We start from the raw sequence: 20650 nt of genomic DNA on the forward strand, positions 1-20650 counted from the left end.
CTGTTGTTACATAAGAACTCATTTGTTTGCTTTATGACCTTTTAGCATAGCTCCAACTTTTTTTCTGTCACCTTATTTATTAGTAAACAGGAAACAACGTTGCTATAGACCCACTCGAAATTGAATTGGTATGATAAGCAAAGTGATTACACAGGAAAGGATACGGAGAGCGTATATAGAGCACTCCTATTTTTTTGTGCAGTTTTATAGGAGGAAAAAATGGCAAGTGAAAGAGAACAAATAAGCAGAAAAGTTGCTTTGATTGCATTGATCGCCAATCTGATCTTAATGGCAGGAAAGGTCTTTTTTGGGCTGGTAGGCGATAGTGAAGCCGTGTTTGCAGACGGAATACATTCCGCGGCAGATGTCGTTGCTTCGATTGCAGTCTTGGCAGTGATCGGCATTTCCAATAAACCGCCCGATCAAGACCATCCTTTTGGTCACGGAAAAGCTGAAGTCATTAGTGAGGCGATTGTAGGAATTATCTTAGTGATCGTATCCGTTTATATCCTCATAGAAGCGATTCTGTCCTTTGTTAAAGGGCCAAGCGTTCCCCAATACAGCGCATTGTTTGCGGCTCTGATTTCGTACGTGGCTAAGGAAATCTTATATCGTTATTCTATAAAGCAAGGGGAAAAATGGAACAGCAAAGCGATTATAGCGATTGCGTACGATCACAAAGGCGATATCGTTGCCTCTCTTGCCGCTTTTATCGGCGTCCTGTTGGCTATCATCGGAAACACCCGCGGATGGCCCTATCTGTTGTACGCCGATGCCATTGCCAGTGCAATCGTTGCTTACCTCATTTTTAAGATTTCAATGGAATTAATCAGGCCGTCTGTTGATGTGCTCATGGAAAAGAGTGTTGACCCCGAGCTGATAGAGGAATATAAAGCTGTTATTTTTCAATGTGATCAAGTAAAACGAATTGATAGAATCCGCGCGCGAGAACATGGCCACTATAAATTGCTTGATGTCCGTTTATCTTTGGATCATGATTTGACAATTAAGCAGGGACACGACATCGCCCGCGAAATTCGAAATGAAATCAAAAGACAGTTTTCAGATGTAGAAGAAGTGCTTATCCATGTAAATCCTTATTTCGAAGAATGAAAAGCTCCTTTTTAGAAGGAGTTTTTTCTTTATGCTGCAAACTTTACCTTTAGTACTCGCCGTACTATATAATGTGGATGTATATCAATCATAGGGACAGAAAGGTTGTTAGAATGAAGGAATTTTTTTCGATTGGAGAAGTGTCAAAGTTATTCAATGTGAAAATCTCTGCTCTTCGGTATTATGATGACATCGGCCTTTTGAAACCGGAATATAAAGATGAGCAAACGAACTATAGATATTATTCTACCCAACAGTTTGAGCGGCTGGATACCATCAAGTATTTGAGGGCCCTAGGCCTGCCAATCAATAAGCTTCTTGATTTTTATAACTCTCAAAATACAAACACTCTTCTTCATTTACTAAAAAGCCAGCAGGCTGAAATTGATCGCAAAAAGAAAGAATTGGAACGCATTGAACGAAAGATCTCCCGGCGCATCACGCATATAGAAGATGCCGTTAACATGCCGTTACATCAAATTTCAAAAATCAAACTTCCCGCAATGCGTGTGGCTTACTTGCAGCATGAATATGTTCTCGGCCATGATATCGAACATTCGTTAGCTGAATTGAGAACCCACCTGAATGTAAACGAAGATATATTCATAGGCAAGATCGGTTTATCCATTTCTGCAGCAAATGTGAGGGCAAAACAGTTTGACAAATATTCCAGTATATTTATGATTCTAGAAGATGAAAATGAAAAAACTTCTTCAGAAATCATCTTTCCTTCAAGAGAATATCTGCAAATTAGGTTTAAAGGGTCACATCCAGAAGCCGAACCATACTACAAAACATTACTGGCGTATATGGAAGAACATCATTATGAGGTAGCAGGGGATTCAATCGAAATCACACTCATTGATTATGGCATTACGAATAACCTAGATAATTACGTGACTGAAATCCTGCTGCCCATCAAATAACCTCATGAATAGGTTTTGATCTCCCTTGACTCTCTACTAACTAGAGGGTTTATTTTTTATGCAGGAATGATTTTTGGAGGAGAAAGCTTATGTTTGGAACGATTTTTAACACAGTGATGATCATTGCAGGAAGCATAATCGGGGGGATATTCAAAAAAGGCATTAAAGATGAATACCAGGATATTTTGATGCAGGCAATGGGATTCGCTGCAGTCGCGCTGGGGATCAACGCCATTACACAGCATTTGCCTGATAGTAAATATCCCATTCTATTCATCGTGAGTTTAGCCATTGGAGGTTTGCTAGGCCAGATCATCAATTTAGAATTACGATTCAACAAGCTGGTGAACAAATTTTCTAAAAGCAATTTAGCAGAGGGCTTATCTACTGCGGTCTTATTATTTTGTATAGGTTCGCTGTCAATATTGGGCCCTGTTGAAGCCGCTTTGCATGGAGATTATACATACCTCCTGACAAACGGGATGTTAGATGGGATCACCTCCATTGTGCTCGCTTCAACTTTTGGTTTTGGAATAGCGGCTGCAGCCATTGTATTATTTGCCTGGCAGGGCTCCATCTATTTATTTGCTAAAGTAATGGAGAGCGCAATCAATACAGACCTTATTAATGAAATCACAATTGTGGGAGGCATACTCATCCTCAGTTCAGGTCTAAGCATTCTTGGAATCAAGAAGTTCAAAACATTGAATTTGCTGCCTTCCCTCTTGATCCCTCCTGTTGTGATTTTTGTGATTCATGCATTTGGATTGCGGTTTTAATGCTATTACTTTAACTATTTAACAAAAAAGCAGATCATTAAAGATCTGCTTTTTCTATTACACACTGATTTGTTTCTTTTGTTCATGATCTATTTCCGGCTGTATTTCCTTTGTCAGTTGATGCCCTTCTATATCCACGTTCGGAATCATCTTGTCTAACCATTTCGGCAAATACCAGGCTGCATTCCCCATCAGCTTCATGACACTTGGAATCAGTGTCATTCTTACAATAAAGGCATCAAAGAGCACACCAAAGGAAAGTGCTAATCCGTTGGCTTTAATAGAAGCTTCGCCGGCAAAGATAAATCCTGCAAAAACGAAGATCATAATCAAGCCGGCTGCTGTAACAACAGGACCACTGTGTTTTAATCCAGCCTGAATGGCTTGTACTGGATTCTTTGTTTTTACATATTCTTCACGCATTCTGCTGACAAGGAATACTTGATAATCCATGGCTAACCCGAACAGAATCCCAATCGATAAAATCGGCAGGAACGCGAGTATCGGCCCTCTTTCAGGTATTTTGAAAAAGTCGATGAGATTCCCGTCTTGCAAGACAAATACACAGATTCCAAGAGTGGCTGTCATCGTCAACATGAAACCTGCAACAGCAACAAGCGGCACAAGCAGCGAACGGAAAACGATGGTCAGCAATACAAACGCAAAGCCAACAATAAGTACAGCAAACACCGGTATCGCATCATTCAATCGATCTGAAATGTCAATATTCACTGCAGTCGATCCAGTAACAAGCAAATCTACTCCGTTTTTATCTGGCAAACTGCGTACATCGTGTACCAAATCTTTCGTTGTGACATCATTTGGACCTGTTTCCGGAACGACAGTAATGATAGCAAAGTTCCCTTCTTTATTAGGCATTGCAGGGGTGACACTTGCTACATGGTCTAAGCCCTTTATTTCTTTCACTGCATCTGCGAAAGCCTCCGCCTTATTTTCTGTAGCATTTGTGGCATCCGCTACGATTGTTAATTGGCCATTAAATCCTTCTCCAAAGCCTTCGGCAAGCAAGTCATATGCCCGGCGATCCGGATTATCCTTAGCTTTCATCCCAGCATCAGGCAAGCCCAGTTCCAAATGCATAGATGGGATACTAATGACGATCAAAATCAGAATGCTGCATACACTTAGCATGATAGGATTTTTGGTGACAAAGCGTCCCCAGACATTTGTTTCAGTGCTTTGTTTTTCTATTTTCTTGTTTGATTTCGGAATCATCCGCTTCCCTGCAATCGATAAGACCGCAGGCACAAGTGTGATGGAAGCCAAAACAGCCATCAGTACACTAAGCCCTGCTGTCAGCCCCATCGCAGACATAAAAGGAATGTTAACGACAGTTAATCCGCAAAGTGCAACGATAACAGTAAGTCCGGCAAAAACGACTGCGCTTCCCGCTGTTCCCACGGCTCTCGCAATTGATTCATTCTTTTGTATGCCTTCGCCTAAAAACTGGCGGTGTTTCATAAAAATAAATAAAGCATAATCAATACCAACAGCAAGACCAATCATTCCGGCTAATGAAAGACTGACGGAAGCAATATCGAATACTTGTGTCCCAATCAAAACCAGTCCAATGCTTACACCTAAACCAAGCAGCGCAGTTAAAATCGGCAATCCTGCTATTAATAAAGAACCGAATGTAATAGCTAAAACGACAAAGGCCAAGATAATGCCGACAATTTCAGAGACACCGCCTATCTCCATCTCGGCTCCCGGTACATCTCCGCTTAGCTCAGTTTGCAATCCTTCATCATCAGCCATTTTCAAACTGTCTTTTAAGTGTTTGATAGAGTAATCCTTTATATCATCTGCTGATGATTTATACTTGATATCAGCATAGGCAACTGTGCCATCTTTCGCGATTGTCCCTGTCACAAAAGGACTTGCAATCGAGTCAACAGAATCATCTTTACTGATTTCTTTGAGCGTATCTTCTATTGCTTTTTTTGCTGGCTTCCCAGTAAGTTTCTCCCCATCACCAGCACCGAAAATAACCCGTATGCTCCCTTTATCAGGACCGTGAGGAAATTCTTTCTGAATCACACCCATCGCTTTTTCCGAAGGTGTGTCAGGTATGGACATATCCTCAGAAAAACTTGGTTTTAACGTGATGGCTAGCCCTATCGAAACAACTAACACAACGATCCACGCACCTATTACTTTTATGCGATGGCGAGCAACCCATCCTCCTAATTTATATAACATTCTAGACATGATAATCTCCTTTCAACACATTGCTTGATCACATTCTTTCTCATTGTAGTTGACAATGAAATGAAAAAAACGTACATTCGGGCATGTACGTTTGGGCAATTTTCAAATATGCAGTTTAGTTGTCTATTGTCAGAATACCTTTTTGCATGGCAATCGTTACTGCCTCAGTTCTTGAATTCGCGCCTAATTTATTGTAAATGGACGTTAATCTGGACTTTACTGTTCGCTCAGAGACGCCCAAATCAAAGGCAATCGCTTTGCTTTTAAGACCTTTAGCAATTGCTTTTAGAACAATGACTTCCTTTTCTGTCAGCTGCGTCTCACTGCGCTGCTTTTTCATCCGCTCAAATTGGATTTCTTGCAGACGTTTAAGGATATCAGGCTGCAACAGCACATTTCCTCTGATCGCTGCATCCATTGTTTGAAAAAGGGTTTCTGAACTCGTATCCTTTAACAGATATCCTTTCGCTCCTAATTCAATCCCTTCGATCATTAAGTGATCTTCATTATATGTAGTCAAAATAATGATGGGGGTATCGTGTTTTTCTTTTATTTGTTTAATGGCCTCTAACCCGCTCATCTCCGGCATATACAAATCCATCAGAATGATATCCGGTTCTAATTCATCTGCAAGACGGACTGCGACTTTTCCATTTTCCGCCTCTCCTATAATGGTGTATTGATCATTCGTTTCAATTAAAAGCTTCAGACCTTCCCTCACGACAAGATGGTCATCAACGATTAAAACCTTATTCATCTTGCATCTCTCCCTGAATTGGTACAGTGATCTCAATTTGTGTTCCTTTCAATTTTGTACTCTTGATATTGAATTGGCCATTTATTGCCCTGACGCGTTCTTGTATGCCAAGAAGCCCATAATGTCCTCTCTTTTTCTTTCCTTTTTCAACATCAAATCCCTTGCCGTTATCCTTAACTGTTAAATGGAGCCTTCCCTTTTCATCATCCCAAATGGATATCCAGATTGTTTTCGCCTCAGCATGCTTTGCCGCATTCGTCATGCATTCTCCAATGATGTAATAACAGTTTTCAGCTGTACGCACATCCAGCACCAGGTGCAATCTGTAATCTAATAAACAAGCCATGCCTGTCGACTCTATAAAATGATCCATTAGCGAGGTAATTCTTTCTTTTAAAACACCGATTTCTTCTGATTTGCTGCGGAGATCGTCAATAGCTGAACGTGCATCAGCTAATGTGCTTTTCACTCTTTTCATCGATTGTTGTATGATTTCCTTCGCTCTCTCTGTGTTGCCTTTGGCGAGATGAACATGAATCGCATCCAGCTGCATATTTAAACTGACAAGACCTTGAGCAAGCGTATCGTGTAAGTCTCGGGCCATCCGCTGTCTTTCGTTCTGCAGCGTCAGCTGTTCTACCTGCTGATGAGCCAGCTCCAGCCTTTCAAGAGTCAATTGAGCTTTTATTTTTTCATCGACTTGGGCAAAAAATGTTGCAGCATAAGTGATGATGACAATCATGATCGGCGCAGCAATAACAATAAAATGCAAAACTTCACCTTTATGAAGGTGAAACGCCGAATTTATGACCAGCAGCAGCAATAGATAAAGAATGGGAATCGTCCTTCTTCTGTCTGCCATTCCTATAATTTGTCCAATTAAAAATGCATAAAGGCCGATAATCACAAGTATAAAGAAGCCAGTCATGAGATTAGCAAGTGCAAAGGTGATCAAACCTTGTACCGCGAAATACAGAATCACTCTTTTCTTAACCCAGCGATATGAGTGCCAATGAAGCAAAGCAAAAATGGCGATTAATATGGTAAACGCATAAAGCAATAAAATGGACCAGCCCCCAGAAACAAATTGCAGCACGATAGAGGCTATATAGATCATGAGAATAAAAGCCAGGCCCGGCACTCTGAGTGCAAGCATGTTTAATGCCCGCCTATCATGTGAGTAATATTTATCTTTGAAAGGATTCCTTATAAGCAAACCTTATCCACTTCCTTTACCTGTTTCACCGAATAGAGATTCATGAAAATCGAACCCATATTTCAACGTGCAAACATACATGTATCCAATCATTTTATAGGAAGAGAAGGAACACAACAATATCAGGTGCAGGGAAACATTAGAGTTTCCAATAAGTGATCATTGCCCAAACGTACATGAACGTTCTGCCTCTATGTACGTTTTATCTTTTCAAATTTACCTTTAAAATCATAAGGAACTTACTATTCATTGAAGGAATGATCATCATTGAAATCGATTGATCTCACAATTTTATCATTAAAGAGAAAAGGAATCCGGACTGAGAAGGTATTAAAAAATCAGAACCCTGATCGATTAAGCCATATGACAGACAAAAATGCGCAACCAAAAAGCAAGGAAAAAGAGGATTGAACATGTATTGGTTTCTAGGTGCTTTATTATATTTTCTGATCGGTACTTATATATTCATTAGAGTCACTAGAGACAGCCAATCAGGCTCATGGATACTGCTTGCATTAGCAGCTCCACTCATCATTGCTGGCTACCCTTATTTTTATTCAAAGAAACTTCTTTCCAAAAGACGGTGAAACAGCTGTCATTCAAACCGCACATTGGTAAAATGATCAATACCGGTATACAATCTAGGTATTCTATGGAAAGGAGTCTTGCCTTATGAGTCAAAGAGTGTCCTACTATGAGATTGCACCTGAAGGTATGAAAATCATGATGGATATGGAGAAATACACGAAACAATCCTCAATTAACCGAACGACGAGAGAACTAATCAAAATCAGAGTCTCTCAAATGAACGGCTGTGCCTTCTGCATAGATATGCATACGTCCGATGCCCGCAAAATGGGAGAAACTGAACAGCGAATTTACTGTTTACATGCTTGGAATGAATGTGATTTTTACTCACCTGAAGAGAAAGTGGCTCTCGAACTATCTGAACACATCACGCTCATTCCATCTAAAAGGGTTCCTGATGAGCTATATCATCGGGTGCGGGAACATTATGATGAAAAACAATATGTTGACCTTGTTCTCATCATTAATCAAATAAACAGTTGGAACCGCATCTCTATTGCAATGGGGAATCGAGCTGCTTCAAAATAAGAAGAAGGAGTAAGATTAGAACAAATCTTACTCCTCCTAGATATCGTGCCTCATCATCTGGTGTTTCCGCTTCAAAGTCCTAAATCTTCACGTTTAGGTGCTTTTCAAACGCGATTTTCCCGCTTTGTGTAATCCTAATCGCTCTCGTTTTAGGCATACGAACGATCCATTCTTCTTCTAACATGCGCACCAATAGGGCGTTTCCTAATGCTCCTGCAATATGATGCTGCCGTTCACTCCAATCCAAACAGCAGCGGGCAAAGGCTCTCCTCTTATTCCGTTGTTGCTCTTCATTGATGCCTAACTTCGAAAAGAATAAAGCACCCTCTGAAGTCACCTCAAAGTTTAAATCAACTTTTTTTAACATCCCCTGCTCAACTAATGAATGTGCCATTTGCACGCCCACATAACCTGCCAAATGATCATAACAGGTACGGGCGAAATGCAAGTCCTTTTTCTCTTTTGACTCTTTTAAAGATTTGACTTTTGCTTTAGGCGCAATATGAAGCAATTGTTCGATCACATTTGCAGCATCTGAGTCAGCCAATCTGTAATACCGATGTCTTCCATGCTTCTCTACGCTAATCAGCTTTGCTTCAAGCAATTTATTCAGGTGAAAACTTGCGGTTTGAGGTTTAATGTTAGCGAGATATGCAAGCTCTCCCGCAGGGTGTATCCTTCCATCCATCAGACTGAGAAGAATGGAAGAACGCGAGGGATCTGATAGCAACGAAGAGATTTTTGCAATATTAGGATTCATGATTTTCCTCCTTACATTCATATTTCGATGATAGTTGAAATGTTAATCCTTTACAATATAAATGTAAGCGTGACAAGGAGGAAAAAACGTTGGACATCAAAAAACAAGACACTCGTCGATTTAAGGAAATCAAACCCAAGATCATGTATTATGGTACCTCGACATTTCTTCTAACCACATTGAATGAGGATGGAACCACTAATATTAGTCCTATGTCTTCTTCTTGGGCTCTTGGACATTATATAATCCTTGGAGTAGGACTGGGAGGAAAAGCCATCGACAATTTGGAAAGACACAAAGAGTGTGTCATAAACTTGCCTGGCCCGGAATTATGGGAAAACATTGAAAGAATTTCATCTTATAGCGGAAAAAAGAGTATACCGCCTTTAAAGAAGCAGCTCGGATTTACATATAAAAAAGAAAAATACGAGGCAGCAGGGTTAACGCCTTTACAATCAAAAACAGTATCACCAACACGAATTAAAGAATGCCCTATCCAAATCGAAGCCGAAGTGAAACACATTCGGCTTCCAGAATATGAATTGTCATTCGCAATTGTAGAGACGCAGGCACTACATTTTCATGCCGAGGAAAGTATCATTCTGGACGAAAACCATATCAACCCTTCCAAATGGAGCCCGCTTATCTATAATTTCAGACACTACTTTGGTTTAGGAAGAGAAGTCGGAAAGACTTTTCGTTCAGAGACATGATCATTTTAAGACCGAACCATGATTTGGTCTATTCTAGTAACCCTTGTTATTATCAGATCAAGCGATCATTAGGCTTGATCTCTTTTTTAGTGAAACATCCATTTAAGGATATAAAAGTTACCTGCTTGCCAATTCTTTTATCATTAAACCCAACTCATAAATCCCCTTTTGAAGGTCTTCAAGAGATGCATAAGCATATGATAAGCGAATATAATTCCCTTTTTCCTGAGCATAGATACTGCCGAGATTGAGCAGAATCCCTTTTGATAAGGCTTTAGTATAAAGTAATTTCATTGATATGGAAGGCAATATTTTTATCCAGACAAAAAACCCTCCTTTTGGGATATTCCATGTCGCCACATCTTTCAAATGAGTTTCTATAACACTCAAGGCCAATTCTCTTCTCACCTTTAATTGCTGCCTAACCTTTTCTACATGCTGCTGGTAGTGGCCGGAAGTAAACCACTCTGCCGCTACTCTCTGGGATAGCGAACTGGATCCGTAATCTGTTTGCATTTTAATGTCAGATAAACGTTCAATCACCGGTTCCGGCCCGACGATCCATCCAATCCTCAAACCTGGGCTTAATGTTTTCGATAAACTTCCTATGTACAGTACGTGTCCATTTTTATCAATTGTTTTAATAGGATATGGCGGAATTTCATCGATCCATAACTCACGATAAATGTCATCTTCAATAATAGGAAGCTGTGTATTCTCACTTACTGCCAGGATCTCTTCACGCCGCTTTTTAGACATAAGAATACCAGTCGGATTGTGAAAACATGGATTTGTATATAAGATAGCCCTTCCCCGCTCTCCTCTTGTTAAATGAACATTTTCAGGCAAAAGTCCTTCATTATCCATAGGAAGTCCAGTCAGCTTCATACCAGCTGATTGAAATACGTGTAATGAATAAAGGTAGGAGGGCTGATCAAGATAAACGGTTGATCCTCTTTGTAACAGCCCCATTGATATCAGCTGCAAGGCTTGCAACGCTCCTGAGACAATCAGAATGGAAGAAGATGAGACGTTGATTCCAATGGTTTTTAAATAGTTGCTTAATGCCTCCCTCAAAGGTAAGTAACCTTTTGGCTCTTCATAACCGAATGCCTCCATGTGATGAGATACCCTCCCCATCATCTCTTTCATAACAGCCAAAGGAAAAATCTCAGCTGAAAGTTCACCTTTACTGAGCTGTATAAGGTCTGTATTTGATTCTGATTGATTGATCTCTTGAACGATTTTTCGGCTTGGCATCTGAATGCCAGAGGTGACATATTGATCCCAATCGGGAGCAGAATTCTTAGCCATCAGTGTCCATGTGTTGTTGATAACAACTGTGCCTTTCCCCATTGTGCCTTCTATTAGCCCATCGGCCATCAATTCCTCTAAGGCTGTAATCACTGTGCTCCGGTTTACCTGAAAATCTTTTGCAAGCGTGCGCTGGCTTGGAATCTTGCTTCCAATCGGCCACTCGCCATTTCCTATTTTCTCTTTAATAAAATGAACGATTTGTCTGTACTTAGGGAGCTTTTTCATCTTTTTTTCTTCTGGAAAGCTCATAGAATCGGTCTCCTTAAAATAAATTGGTTGGGTCAAAATCCGTTTAACTGGTTGAAGCCATATCACCAAATCTTTATTAATATAAAAACACATTAAATAACTGGTTGGTTTTTGTAAAGAGGAGTGGGAAATATGCAAAAGAAAACAGTTCAATTGATAACCTCAAACAGTCTGATGATCTGTTTATGGGCATCTGCTTTTCCGGGAATTCGCGCAGGACTAGAAGGGTACACACCAGAACACCTTGCTTTATTTCGTTTGTTAATCGGCTCTATGGCATTATTGCTTTTTGCTGTTTTGACTCAGATGCGCCTACCCGACTTGAAAGACATTCCTGCCATTTTTCTTTTAGGGTTTTTAGGATTTGCACTCTATCACATTTTGCTGAACATCGGTGAAAAAACAGTTAGTGCCGGAGTTGCAAGCTTACTCGTTACTACGGCACCGATCTTCTCAGCCATGCTATCCCGCCTGTTTTATAAAGAGCATTTTGGATTTACGAAATGGCTTGGCTCTATGATCAGTTTATTGGGTGTATTATTGATTGCATTTGGGGCGGGAGACTTTACATATTCAATGAGCGGTATCTTGGTCATCCTGCTGGCAGCATTTTCGGAGAGTATTTATTTCGTTTTTCAAGCCCGCTATATAAAAAAATATGGTTTTATTCCATTCGTTACATTCACCATTTGGGGCGGAACAATACCTATGCTTGTGTTTCTGCCAGGCTTAGGCGAAGAGATGATGAACGCTTCAATAAGCGCAACTTTGTCTATCGTTTACTTAGGATTATTGCCGACGGTTATTCCTTACTTCGCACTAGCATATGTCACTTCACTCGTCGGTGCTTCAGAAGCAACCCTTTCACTTTATGTTACACCGGCTTTAGCCTTGATCATATCTTGGATCTGGATCGGCGAGATACCCACATTGATCTCTCTGCTAGGCGGAGTGGTTACAGTTGGCGGGGTATGTTTTACCTATTTAACACCCCAATAAAATCAAACGATATGGAAACGCTCTTATACATAAATAAAGAAGATACCCGCATCTCTTTTTAATAAGCTCATTTATCAATTAAAATTGTTTACCATAGTCCTCTAATCCAACGATAGCTCAATTCCCCCGATTTTGTTGACGATGGTGAAAATATATCCAATTATAGTTTGATCTGAAGTTCTGAATAACCGCTATTAAAAAGGATGCTATAATGAGTGATATTGCAGACTCTAAGATAGATATATTCAATTTAATCATGAAACAGGGAATGAATGAAATAATGGATAAAACGAAAATACTTATTATTGAAGATGATGAAGCAATAGCAGATCTGCTTTCATACGGGCTTACGCAGGAAGGTTTTCAAACGTGTACTGAATCTAACGGAGCTTTAGGGATGAAACAGCTAGACCAATTCAAACCCGATCTTCTGCTGCTTGATTGGATGCTGCCAGATTGCAGCGGATTGGATATCTGTAAAAAAGTGACCCAACGCTATAATATCCCTATACTTATGATCACCGCAAAGTCAGATATCACTGATAAAGTCCTTGGGTTGGAATTTGGGGCTGACGATTATATTACAAAGCCATTTGACTTGCGTGAAGTTATCGCCAGAATTCGTACAATACTCAGGCGTCTTGAACAAGCTAACCACGTGAATGATCGAGGATCGTCTAATGAGGATCACATTCAATTAAAAAATATTGTGATGATCCCAGACGAAAGAATAGTAAAAAAAGATGGGATCATTGTTGATTTGACTCCTAAAGAATTTGATCTGCTTAAGACATTGATTGACCATCGTGGAAAAATCTTTACACGTTCAGAGCTGTTGGAATTCGTTTGGGGCTACGATTTTGCCGGGGATACACGTACGGTAGATACTCATATCCAAAGACTCCGTAAAAAACTGGATGCAAGCGACCTCATTAAAACAGTGTTTGGCATTGGATATAAATTCGAGAAACAGGAGGAGTAGAGAGTGTTACGGACGATCAAGGGTAAATTTATTATTGGTTTTTTTCTGATTTTTTCTCTCTCTTTCCTAGTGCTCAATCAAACGGTCAAAAGCGTCATTTGGTCAAGCAATGAAAAAATTGTCACCTCAGATTTAATAGACTTAAAAAAAAACAGCATCATGTATATCAATCAAGCATTTTTAATCAATCATTATAAAAACAATGAACTATACTTCGGCGATATGGCTGATGAAATAGTGGATAGTTTAACTCATTCAACAGGAAGCAATGTAGGCGTTTATACCGTAGATGGCACTTTGTTGTCTTCTTCTAATAAAACAGTGTTTTCGCAAGGCATTGACGAGGACCTAGCAAAAGCAATTAACGGAAAAAATGCTTATCATATCACCTATGATCGAAATCAAGCACAGGTGTTTTTTTCTTATCCAGTTGTCATTGATGGTGCAAAAGTTGGCATATTGCGTTTTTCTAAAGATTTTAATTTGCTTTACAAACAAAGCGGAGAGATTTTAAATATTATTTTTTATATCGCTCTTGCGATATTTGTGGCGGCGTTTCTTTTCTCTTATATACTCTCCAGACACATCACGATTCCAATCGTCAAGCTGACAGAGGCCACCTCAGAAGTCAAAAAGGGAAAGCTGGATGTGGATATCCATTTTTCTAGAAAAGATGAAATTGGCCAGCTTACGGTTAATTTCAATGATATGATCACCAGAATTAGGGATCAAATTTCAACTATCGAAAAAGATCGGGACAGGTTAAAGGAACTTAATGAACAGGAAAAACGTTTTTTTGACAATATGACCCATGAACTGAAAACACCTCTGACTTCTATTCAAGGCTATGCTGAAATCATAAAACAAAAAGGGGAATCAGATCAGGCGTTTTTTGATAAAGGAATGAATCATATTGTTGAAGAAAGCCGGCGTCTGCACAATTTGGTTATAAAACTTCTTGAGGTATCTAGAGAAACCTCTAAAGAACAATTCGATAGGATTGATGCAGGAACGATTTTGAAAGATGTATGCGAATCTATGAAATTTCGTGCAGAACGATATAAAAAGAAGATCACCTATGAGATAGAAGACAGTCTCTATGTGTATGGTCAAAAGAATAGAGTGCGCCAACTCTTTATTAATCTTTTGGACAATGCGATCAAATACAGTTTATCTCATTCTGAAATCATGATTCAGGCTAAAGTTACGGGAGATCAGGTTCTTTTTATGTTCAAAAATCCAAGTGATCCATATGACGACAACCAATACACAAAAGTGTTTCAGCCTTTTTATTCAATAAACCAAAAGGTGACGGAAGAAGGAAGTTTAGGGTTGGGGTTAAGCATAGTTAAAACAATTGTCGAAAAACATGGAGGAACAATCAAGATGTTCTACGAAGAAAACCATACAATCATCACTATTGAACTAGCTTACATGAAGGTTGAGAAATGATCATGAAGAACAAACGGTTTATTATATTGTCAGGGATATTATTGATTTCCTTGATTTTTGTATCCAGCTATAATATGGGCAAGCGATCTGAAACCATTATCATTCCAAACAAGGAAGAGAGCCAGATTGATGACGATCAGAAGTCGGACTCCTTTCAGGTGAAGAAGATATATCGCCTCCCTCAAGCTGACCAGTTGCTTGGCTGGTCTTCATCAAACTCTGTAGTTGGTTTTTTCAAAGGAAATGACACAACGGAAGGTAAAGCGCAGCATCTTCAGAATGTCTCCTATCCTTTTGAAAAACCTGAAACTCTGCAGAGCATTGACCGCAATACTTCCAACCTTAAGTTGTCTCCCGACGGGAAAAGTATCGCCGGATTAACGATGTCATCAAATAAGATAACACTAAATCTAATATCACTGACGAACAGAAACAAAAAGGAAGTAGCCAGCTTTTCTTCTAGCAAGGATGCCTTTGTACAGGATATTTCATGGTCAAATAATAGCAAATACATTTGTTATCTTGTCATTGACACGGCAAAAAGTGACCAGACTGCGGTCAATGTATTCAACATAGATTCCGGAACCCTCAAAACGTATCCATTGAAGAATGTTGATGAAAAGGATTCGCTTACGGCAGTTTCCATTTCAGATGATGGACGTAGTTTGCTGCTAACCATGTTACAAGGGCAACAATATCGCATTATGACGGGGACCATCAGCGGTGACAGCATCACTATTCAAAATAAGCGGCAGATTAGCCCCTATGGTGAACCTGTTTGGTTAAACAATGACCAATTTGTATTTTTAGGTATCGGAGAAACCTTATACGAATACGACCTCAGAAACAGTGAGCTCTCTGTTCTGCTCGAAAATGTAGCTGTTTTTACCATATCTAATGATCGAAAGAAGATCGCTTACTCTTTATATGACAAGGACAATACTTATGCAGGAAAGCTGCAAGGGAAAAATGTCCTCTACGCAGAACCTATATACCACGGCACCAGCCCATCAGAAATATATTGGAGTCCAGATGGCAGCAACCTGCTCGTTTATGAACAAAACCGGTATATTTCTATGGAAAACTCATCAGCCCGATTTTTTGACGATCGCTCTTATATCATATCCTTCAAGTAAACCTTATTTCTATTGAAATAAGGTTTTTTCTTATACCTGCAAGATATTACATAACAATGATTCCTTCATTTGTTGACATTTTGTTTACAAGTTGATCAAACTTCTGCGATAACTCTCATCTATATTAAAAGAGCATCATTTTTACCGGGCTTTGTCTCCATTGGTCCTTCTAATTTATGTGACTCGTTCGCGAGAAAACTAGTTTTGATATCTACAATTGAGGAGTTGGAAAAAGTGTCAAATTCACCAAGAAGGGATCGTAAGTTGAATCAAATAGGAAAAATAGGTTTTGGGATATTGATTATTCTAGGTGTAACGTTACTATGCATTTCCTGGAAGGCACTTGCCGGCCCAAAGCAGGAACCAATAAAAGAAAGTACAAACGCTTCTGAGCAGGCGCATATAGAAACACACAAAAATTCAGCACAGAAAAAAGAACAAAAAAAACCTGCTGAAATCGGGAAGGTCGTTTATTTAACATTTGATGACGGACCAAACCCTGCTGCTTCAGAGAAAATTATGGATTTGCTTCATAAATACAATGCAAAGGGAACGTTTTTTATGTTAAAACCAAATATCGAGCGAAATCCTAATATTGTGAGAAAAATGGCGGAAAACGGTCATTCTGTTGGGTCTCACGGCGTGACGCACCAGGTTTCCGAAATCTATAAATCCCCTGAAAGCTTTGCTGCAGAAATGAACGATACATTGGACTACATTAAAGAAACAACCAAAGTCAACACGCATTTAATAAGAGCACCTTACGGGTCAAAGCCTTACATTACTGGCCCTTTTAGAGATGTTGTGGAGCGTGATCATTTTAACCTGTGGGATTGGACAGTTGACTCAGAGGACTGGAAGTACACTCATGGAGAGTTTGTTAAGAGTGTCATTCAGCAAGTCAAAACCCTTGAAGGAAAAGAGCCGCTTATTGTATTAATGCATGAAAAGCCGACTACCGCGGCGTATTTGGAACAATTATTAAAATATTTCCGGGAAAGCGGATACGAAATGAAAGCAATTCATGATTCAATCAAACCGGTACAATTCAGATTCAATTGAAGTATAAATTTAAAGTATCTTTTATGAACTACAAAATATCACGAAGATAAAAGAATTATTTATTAGAGAACCGTTAAGAACCAGTACAACATATAAATATTCAACTTGATCAGGAAGGAATTTGATAGTGAAAATTGGGAGAAGGAAACTGAAAATGCAGAGTATTTTATTGTTTGTTCTAGCCCTCTTGTTAACCATTGGAGGCCTGACCTGCTATAGCATTTACCGAAACGTAGCAAAATCGGTCAACCATATGTATGAACCTCTGCAAAGAGATTCTAAGCAACAAGATGCTAGTCTTGGACATGATCCTATATCGATTCTTTTGCTGGGAGTAGATGAGCGCCCCGGTGATAAAGGACGACCTGATTCGATGATCGTACTGACTTTAAATCCAGAGACGAAAACATCGACGATGGTAAGTATACCGCGTGATACCAGAGTATTTATGCGATCAAAGAATACCAATATTAAAATGAACGCAGCATATACTTACGAGGGTATTGAAGGTGCCGTTCAAACCGTTGAACAATTTTTAAACATTCCAATCAATTATTATATCAAAGTCAATATGGAAGGGTTTAAAGATATTGTAGATGAGATTGGCGGAATCACAGTGAATAATGATTTCCCTTTTACCCTTGAAGGGGTGCATATACCAAAAGGGGAACAGCACCTGGATGGAAAGGTTGCCCTTAAATACGCACGGATGAGAAAAGAAGATCCTCGCGGTGATTTTGGGCGGCAGAAGCGGCAGCGAGAAATCATTAACCAAATTATTCACGAAGGAGCACAATTAAAATCATTAAAAAACTATCAAGGAATTTTGGCTGCCTTAGAAAAAAATATACAAACAAACTTAACACTTGATAAAATGATTGATATTCAACGCTCTTATAAAGAAGCCGTTCAACATGTCAAACAGATCGAAATAAAAGGTGAGGATAAAAAGATAGATCACTTATGGTATCATGTTGTAACTGATAAAACGAGAAAGGACTTATCGAAGAAACTTCGCCAGCAATTAAATCTAGATTCTTAATAAAATAAAAACCGGTATTCACCAACCGCTTACTCATGTAAAGAGAAGAGTTCTTACCTCTTCTCTTTTTTATGATTTCCCGGAATAAAAAAGAGAGTATTCGATTATTTTCTTAAACCCTAGTTTAGCTGCTAATGCAATGGACGAATTGTTGCAGATATCACAATCCCAGCTAGGAACAATCCCATTTTCCATACAAAACGCTATAAACCTATTTGCTACGCAATAAGCTAACCCCAGTCCTCTATATTCTTCAAGTGTATAGATATCCATTTCCGCTCGATTATGCCCTAAAAATATAGAAGTACACTCACTTACTACATGATTGCCATGTAATACGGCAAATCCAAAACCTTTTGAAGCAAACTGTGAGACAGAATCCCAATACTCCTCATAATACGCGCTGTTAAACGCTGTGCTGTGTGAAATGATGTCTTCGTCTATTCTTTTCAATACAAGCCCCTTTGGCAGTTGCAAAGTCTTTTTGAAAGATTTTGGTTGATAAGAAAATGCAGCTCTTCTCATTTGGTTTAAGTCATCTTTCAGTATGGGTTTCAGTACGCTATCCCATGTATCACTGGAAGAAAACAAGGTAAATCGTTTTGATGATTTCACTTGTTCTTCATAATATCCTGCAATGAAATCATGAAAATCCCGATTCCCTTGGTCTCCCGCAATAAAATAAATGCCTGATTCAGCTCCTATAAAAAACGATTTAGGAAAGGTTTGATCATCTGCATAAACAGCTCCCGGAATGGTTTGATCTAATATTGAATAGACAAATGTGGGACAATATTTGTCATCAAACATTGTTTTTAAGCTACTATACTTTTCTTTTGTTAATTCCTGCAAAACAGACAACTCCTTTAAAACACCGTCTTCTTCTTGATTCTGTTCACAAAATCAATTTTCCTCTGTCACCAGCAAATAACTTCCCTGTTACGAATCTCAGACAAATAAAAACAGGTGTCTGCACTCAGCCCGCAGACACCTGTTGAACAGCACATTGCTTTATATAAACCCAATGCTGAGTATATCGATTCTTTATTCCCCAGTTACAGCAAACTGTTTTAAACGGTCACCAATTTCATCACGGACCCTTTGGAAAAATGCCCATTTTTCTTCGTCAGTACCTTGTGCTTTTGCCGGATCATCAAATCCCCAATGCTCACGTTTTACATGCGGCGGCGTCATTGGGCATTTGTCAGCTGCATCACCACAGAGAGTAACAACGAAATCAGCATTGTTTAAAATGTCCGGATCAATGATATCTGAAGTTTGATTGGAAATATCAATCCCCGCTTCTTTCATTGCTTTGACAGCATTAGGGTTTAATCCATGAGCCTCGATTCCAGCGCTATACACATTCCACTTGTCCCCAAGATATTTTCTCCCCCACCCTTCAGCCATTTGGCTGCGGCAAGAGTTACCAGTGCATAAAAAGTAAATTGTTTTCTTTGACATATTGACCTTCTCCTTTTAGAAACATGAATGGATCACAAGCAGCCAAATATACAGGCCGGCAAGTGTGATCAATAAAGTGGGTATCGTGAGGATAATTCCTGTTTTAAAATACGTGCCCCAGGAAATCTTCAAACCTTTTTGCGAAAGGACATGAAGCCATAATAATGTCGCCAAGGAACCAATCGGCGTTATTTTAGGCCCTAAATCTGAACCGATCACATTTGCATAAATAAGCGCTTCTCTCATCATCCCATGTGTATCTGTACCGGCAATAGCCAATGCGTCAATCATAACAGTCGGCAAGTTATTCATAACGGAAGAAAGAATCGCCGCAATAAAGCCCATTCCAATTGTCCCAGCAAACAATCCTTGATCAGCTGCGGCTTGAATCACATCTGAAAGGATATCCGTTAATCCGGCATTTCGGACACCATACACAACAACGTACATGCCAATTGAAAAGAATACGATAGCCCATGGCGCTTCTTTCACCACTTTCTTTGTATGGACGGCCGGACTCTTTTGCGCAGCGATTAAGAAAATGATCGCAATGCTACCCGCTACCACTGATACAGGGATAGAAAAAAATTCACTTGCAAAATATCCAATTAACAGCAGCCCTAAGATATACCATGACAGTCTGAACATGTTTTGATCTTTAATTGCTTCAACAGGTTTTTTAACCTCAGTCAGATCATAGCGTTTTGGTATACTTTTTCTAAAGAAAAGGTAAAGTACAATGATGCTCGCCAGCAGCGAAAACAAGTACGGGACAACCATTCTGGATGCATAATCAATAAACGTAATATGAAAATAGTCCGCTGAAACAATGTTGACCAAATTGCTCACTACTAAAGGAAGCGAAGTGGTATCCGCAATAAATCCGCTGGCAATGATAAAAGGAAAAACTAATTTTTCATTAAAATGTAATGCTCTGACCATCGCTAATACGATTGGTGTCAATATAAGAGCTGCACCGTCATTTGCAAATAACGCGGCGACAATAGCTCCTAATAGAGATACATAAACGAACATCCGCACACCGTTTCCTTTTGCAGCCTTAGCCATATGAAGCGCTGCCCATTCAAAGAAACCGATATTATCAAGAATTAACGATATCAGTATGATGGCCACAAAAGCCAAGGTCGCATTCCAAACAATCCCTGTCACAGTTAACACATCATGAAAATTGACAACACCTGCTATTAGAGCTAAAACTGCGCCTCCACAGGCTGACCACCCTATAGATAAATTTTTCGGCTGCCATATGACCAATACTAGAGTTAATAAAAAGATGAATACTGCCAAAATCATTGATGTCATTCTAATGCCTCC

Annotated in this window: 21 protein-coding genes; 13 read left to right on the forward strand and 8 right to left on the reverse strand. The window is 39.4% G+C overall.

The annotated features are described in order from the left end of the window. Positions 1-219 precede the first annotated feature (219 nt). From mneP to NYE22_RS19285, 3 genes are all read left to right on the forward strand, one after another. On the forward strand, positions 220-1113 hold the full coding sequence (gene mneP / locus NYE22_RS19275) for a manganese transporter MneP (protein ID WP_014478979.1): 894 nt from the start codon (positions 220-222) through the stop codon (positions 1111-1113). A gap of 113 nt (positions 1114-1226) precedes the next feature. Further along, positions 1227-2039, forward strand: a complete 813-nt coding sequence (locus NYE22_RS19280; protein ID WP_342412067.1) for a MerR family transcriptional regulator — start codon at positions 1227-1229, stop codon at positions 2037-2039. An 89-nt stretch (positions 2040-2128) separates the two neighbouring features. Continuing rightward, positions 2129-2818: a DUF554 domain-containing protein gene (locus NYE22_RS19285; protein WP_015252719.1), complete on the forward strand. Its 690-nt coding sequence runs from the start codon at positions 2129-2131 to the stop codon at positions 2816-2818. A 57-nt stretch (positions 2819-2875) separates the two neighbouring features. Here NYE22_RS19285 and NYE22_RS19290 read toward each other — a convergent pair whose 3' ends face one another. From NYE22_RS19290 to ydfH, 3 genes are all read right to left on the reverse strand, one after another. Further along, positions 2876-5050 (reverse strand): MMPL family transporter, encoded by a 2175-nt coding sequence (locus NYE22_RS19290; protein ID WP_342412068.1) that lies wholly within the window; start codon positions 5048-5050, stop codon positions 2876-2878. A gap of 115 nt (positions 5051-5165) precedes the next feature. Then, positions 5166-5807 carry a two-component system response regulator YdfI gene (ydfI, locus tag NYE22_RS19295; RefSeq protein WP_163117783.1) on the reverse strand — a complete coding sequence of 214 codons (642 nt, stop codon included), beginning with the start codon at positions 5805-5807 and terminating at the stop codon, positions 5166-5168. After that, the gene (ydfH, locus tag NYE22_RS19300) at positions 5800-7023 is read right to left on the reverse strand and encodes a two-component system sensor histidine kinase YdfH (protein WP_342412069.1); all 1224 of its coding nucleotides are present in this window, start codon (positions 7021-7023) and stop codon (positions 5800-5802) included. Before ydfH ends, ydfI begins: the two co-directional genes overlap by 8 nt. Before the next feature lie 267 nt (positions 7024-7290). On the opposite strand from ydfH, the gene NYE22_RS19305 reads away from it, so the two are divergent. The 3 genes from NYE22_RS19305 (at position 7291) to NYE22_RS19315 (ending at position 8139) form a co-directional block, all read left to right on the forward strand. Then, positions 7291-7434 (forward strand): hypothetical protein, encoded by a 144-nt coding sequence (locus tag NYE22_RS19305; RefSeq protein ID WP_014478971.1) that lies wholly within the window; start codon positions 7291-7293, stop codon positions 7432-7434. Next, entirely contained in the window at positions 7431-7610 is a 180-nt protein-coding gene (locus NYE22_RS19310; protein ID WP_010886421.1) for a hypothetical protein, read from the forward strand. Before NYE22_RS19305 ends, NYE22_RS19310 begins: the two co-directional genes overlap by 4 nt. 85 nt (positions 7611-7695) lie before the next feature. After that, the gene (locus NYE22_RS19315) at positions 7696-8139 is read left to right on the forward strand and encodes a carboxymuconolactone decarboxylase family protein (RefSeq protein ID WP_342412070.1); all 444 of its coding nucleotides are present in this window, start codon (positions 7696-7698) and stop codon (positions 8137-8139) included. Between the two features lie 79 nt (positions 8140-8218). On the opposite strand, the gene NYE22_RS19320 is transcribed toward NYE22_RS19315, so the two are convergent. After that, a complete protein-coding gene (locus tag NYE22_RS19320; protein ID WP_003244115.1) occupies positions 8219-8899 on the reverse strand; it encodes a winged helix-turn-helix domain-containing protein in 681 nt (226 codons plus the stop codon). 89 nt (positions 8900-8988) lie between these two features. Here NYE22_RS19320 and NYE22_RS19325 point away from each other — a divergent pair, with 89 nt between their 5' ends. Further along, the gene (locus NYE22_RS19325; RefSeq protein ID WP_342412071.1) at positions 8989-9612 is read left to right on the forward strand and encodes a flavin reductase family protein; all 624 of its coding nucleotides are present in this window, start codon (positions 8989-8991) and stop codon (positions 9610-9612) included. 117 nt (positions 9613-9729) lie between these two features. Here the strand turns inward: NYE22_RS19325 and NYE22_RS19330 are convergent, their stop codons facing one another. Then, positions 9730-11178 (reverse strand): PLP-dependent aminotransferase family protein, encoded by a 1449-nt coding sequence (locus NYE22_RS19330; protein WP_049140460.1) that lies wholly within the window; start codon positions 11176-11178, stop codon positions 9730-9732. A gap of 132 nt (positions 11179-11310) precedes the next feature. Here NYE22_RS19330 and NYE22_RS19335 point away from each other — a divergent pair, with 132 nt between their 5' ends. From NYE22_RS19335 to NYE22_RS19360, 6 genes are all read left to right on the forward strand, one after another. Beyond that, complete coding sequence (locus tag NYE22_RS19335; protein WP_064671987.1) at positions 11311-12177, forward strand: EamA family transporter; 867 nt, start codon at positions 11311-11313, stop codon at positions 12175-12177. Positions 12178-12457: 280 nt separating this feature from the next. Further along, the gene (locus NYE22_RS19340; RefSeq protein WP_024572364.1) at positions 12458-13159 is read left to right on the forward strand and encodes a response regulator transcription factor; all 702 of its coding nucleotides are present in this window, start codon (positions 12458-12460) and stop codon (positions 13157-13159) included. A 3-nt stretch (positions 13160-13162) separates the two neighbouring features. After that, positions 13163-14611 carry a HAMP domain-containing sensor histidine kinase gene (locus NYE22_RS19345; protein ID WP_032727142.1) on the forward strand — a complete coding sequence of 483 codons (1449 nt, stop codon included), beginning with the start codon at positions 13163-13165 and terminating at the stop codon, positions 14609-14611. Further along, positions 14608-15747, forward strand: a complete 1140-nt coding sequence (locus NYE22_RS19350; protein ID WP_021481660.1) for a hypothetical protein — start codon at positions 14608-14610, stop codon at positions 15745-15747. Before NYE22_RS19345 ends, NYE22_RS19350 begins: the two co-directional genes overlap by 4 nt. A 234-nt stretch (positions 15748-15981) precedes the next feature. Then, entirely contained in the window at positions 15982-16809 is an 828-nt protein-coding gene (locus tag NYE22_RS19355) for a polysaccharide deacetylase family protein (RefSeq protein WP_031315635.1), read from the forward strand. Positions 16810-16963: 154 nt separating this feature from the next. Continuing rightward, positions 16964-17851, forward strand: coding sequence for an LCP family protein (locus tag NYE22_RS19360; protein WP_031315636.1), 888 nt, complete (start codon positions 16964-16966; stop codon positions 17849-17851). 69 nt (positions 17852-17920) lie between these two features. Here NYE22_RS19360 and NYE22_RS19365 read toward each other — a convergent pair whose 3' ends face one another. The 3 genes from NYE22_RS19365 to NYE22_RS19375 form a co-directional block, all read right to left on the reverse strand. Beyond that, on the reverse strand, positions 17921-18712 hold the full coding sequence (locus NYE22_RS19365; protein WP_120027822.1) for a GNAT family N-acetyltransferase: 792 nt from the start codon (positions 18710-18712) through the stop codon (positions 17921-17923). A 183-nt stretch (positions 18713-18895) separates the two neighbouring features. Then, positions 18896-19315 carry an arsenate reductase (thioredoxin) gene (gene arsC, locus NYE22_RS19370; protein WP_041336952.1) on the reverse strand — a complete coding sequence of 140 codons (420 nt, stop codon included), beginning with the start codon at positions 19313-19315 and terminating at the stop codon, positions 18896-18898. A 15-nt stretch (positions 19316-19330) separates the two neighbouring features. Then, positions 19331-20638 (reverse strand): arsenic transporter, encoded by a 1308-nt coding sequence (locus tag NYE22_RS19375; protein WP_120027821.1) that lies wholly within the window; start codon positions 20636-20638, stop codon positions 19331-19333. Between the last annotated feature and the right edge of the window lie 12 nt (positions 20639-20650).

It is taken from the genome of Bacillus sp. FSL K6-1560 (genome assembly GCF_038592935.1).
GTDB classification, from domain to species: Bacteria; Bacillota; Bacilli; order Bacillales; family Bacillaceae; genus Bacillus; species Bacillus subtilis.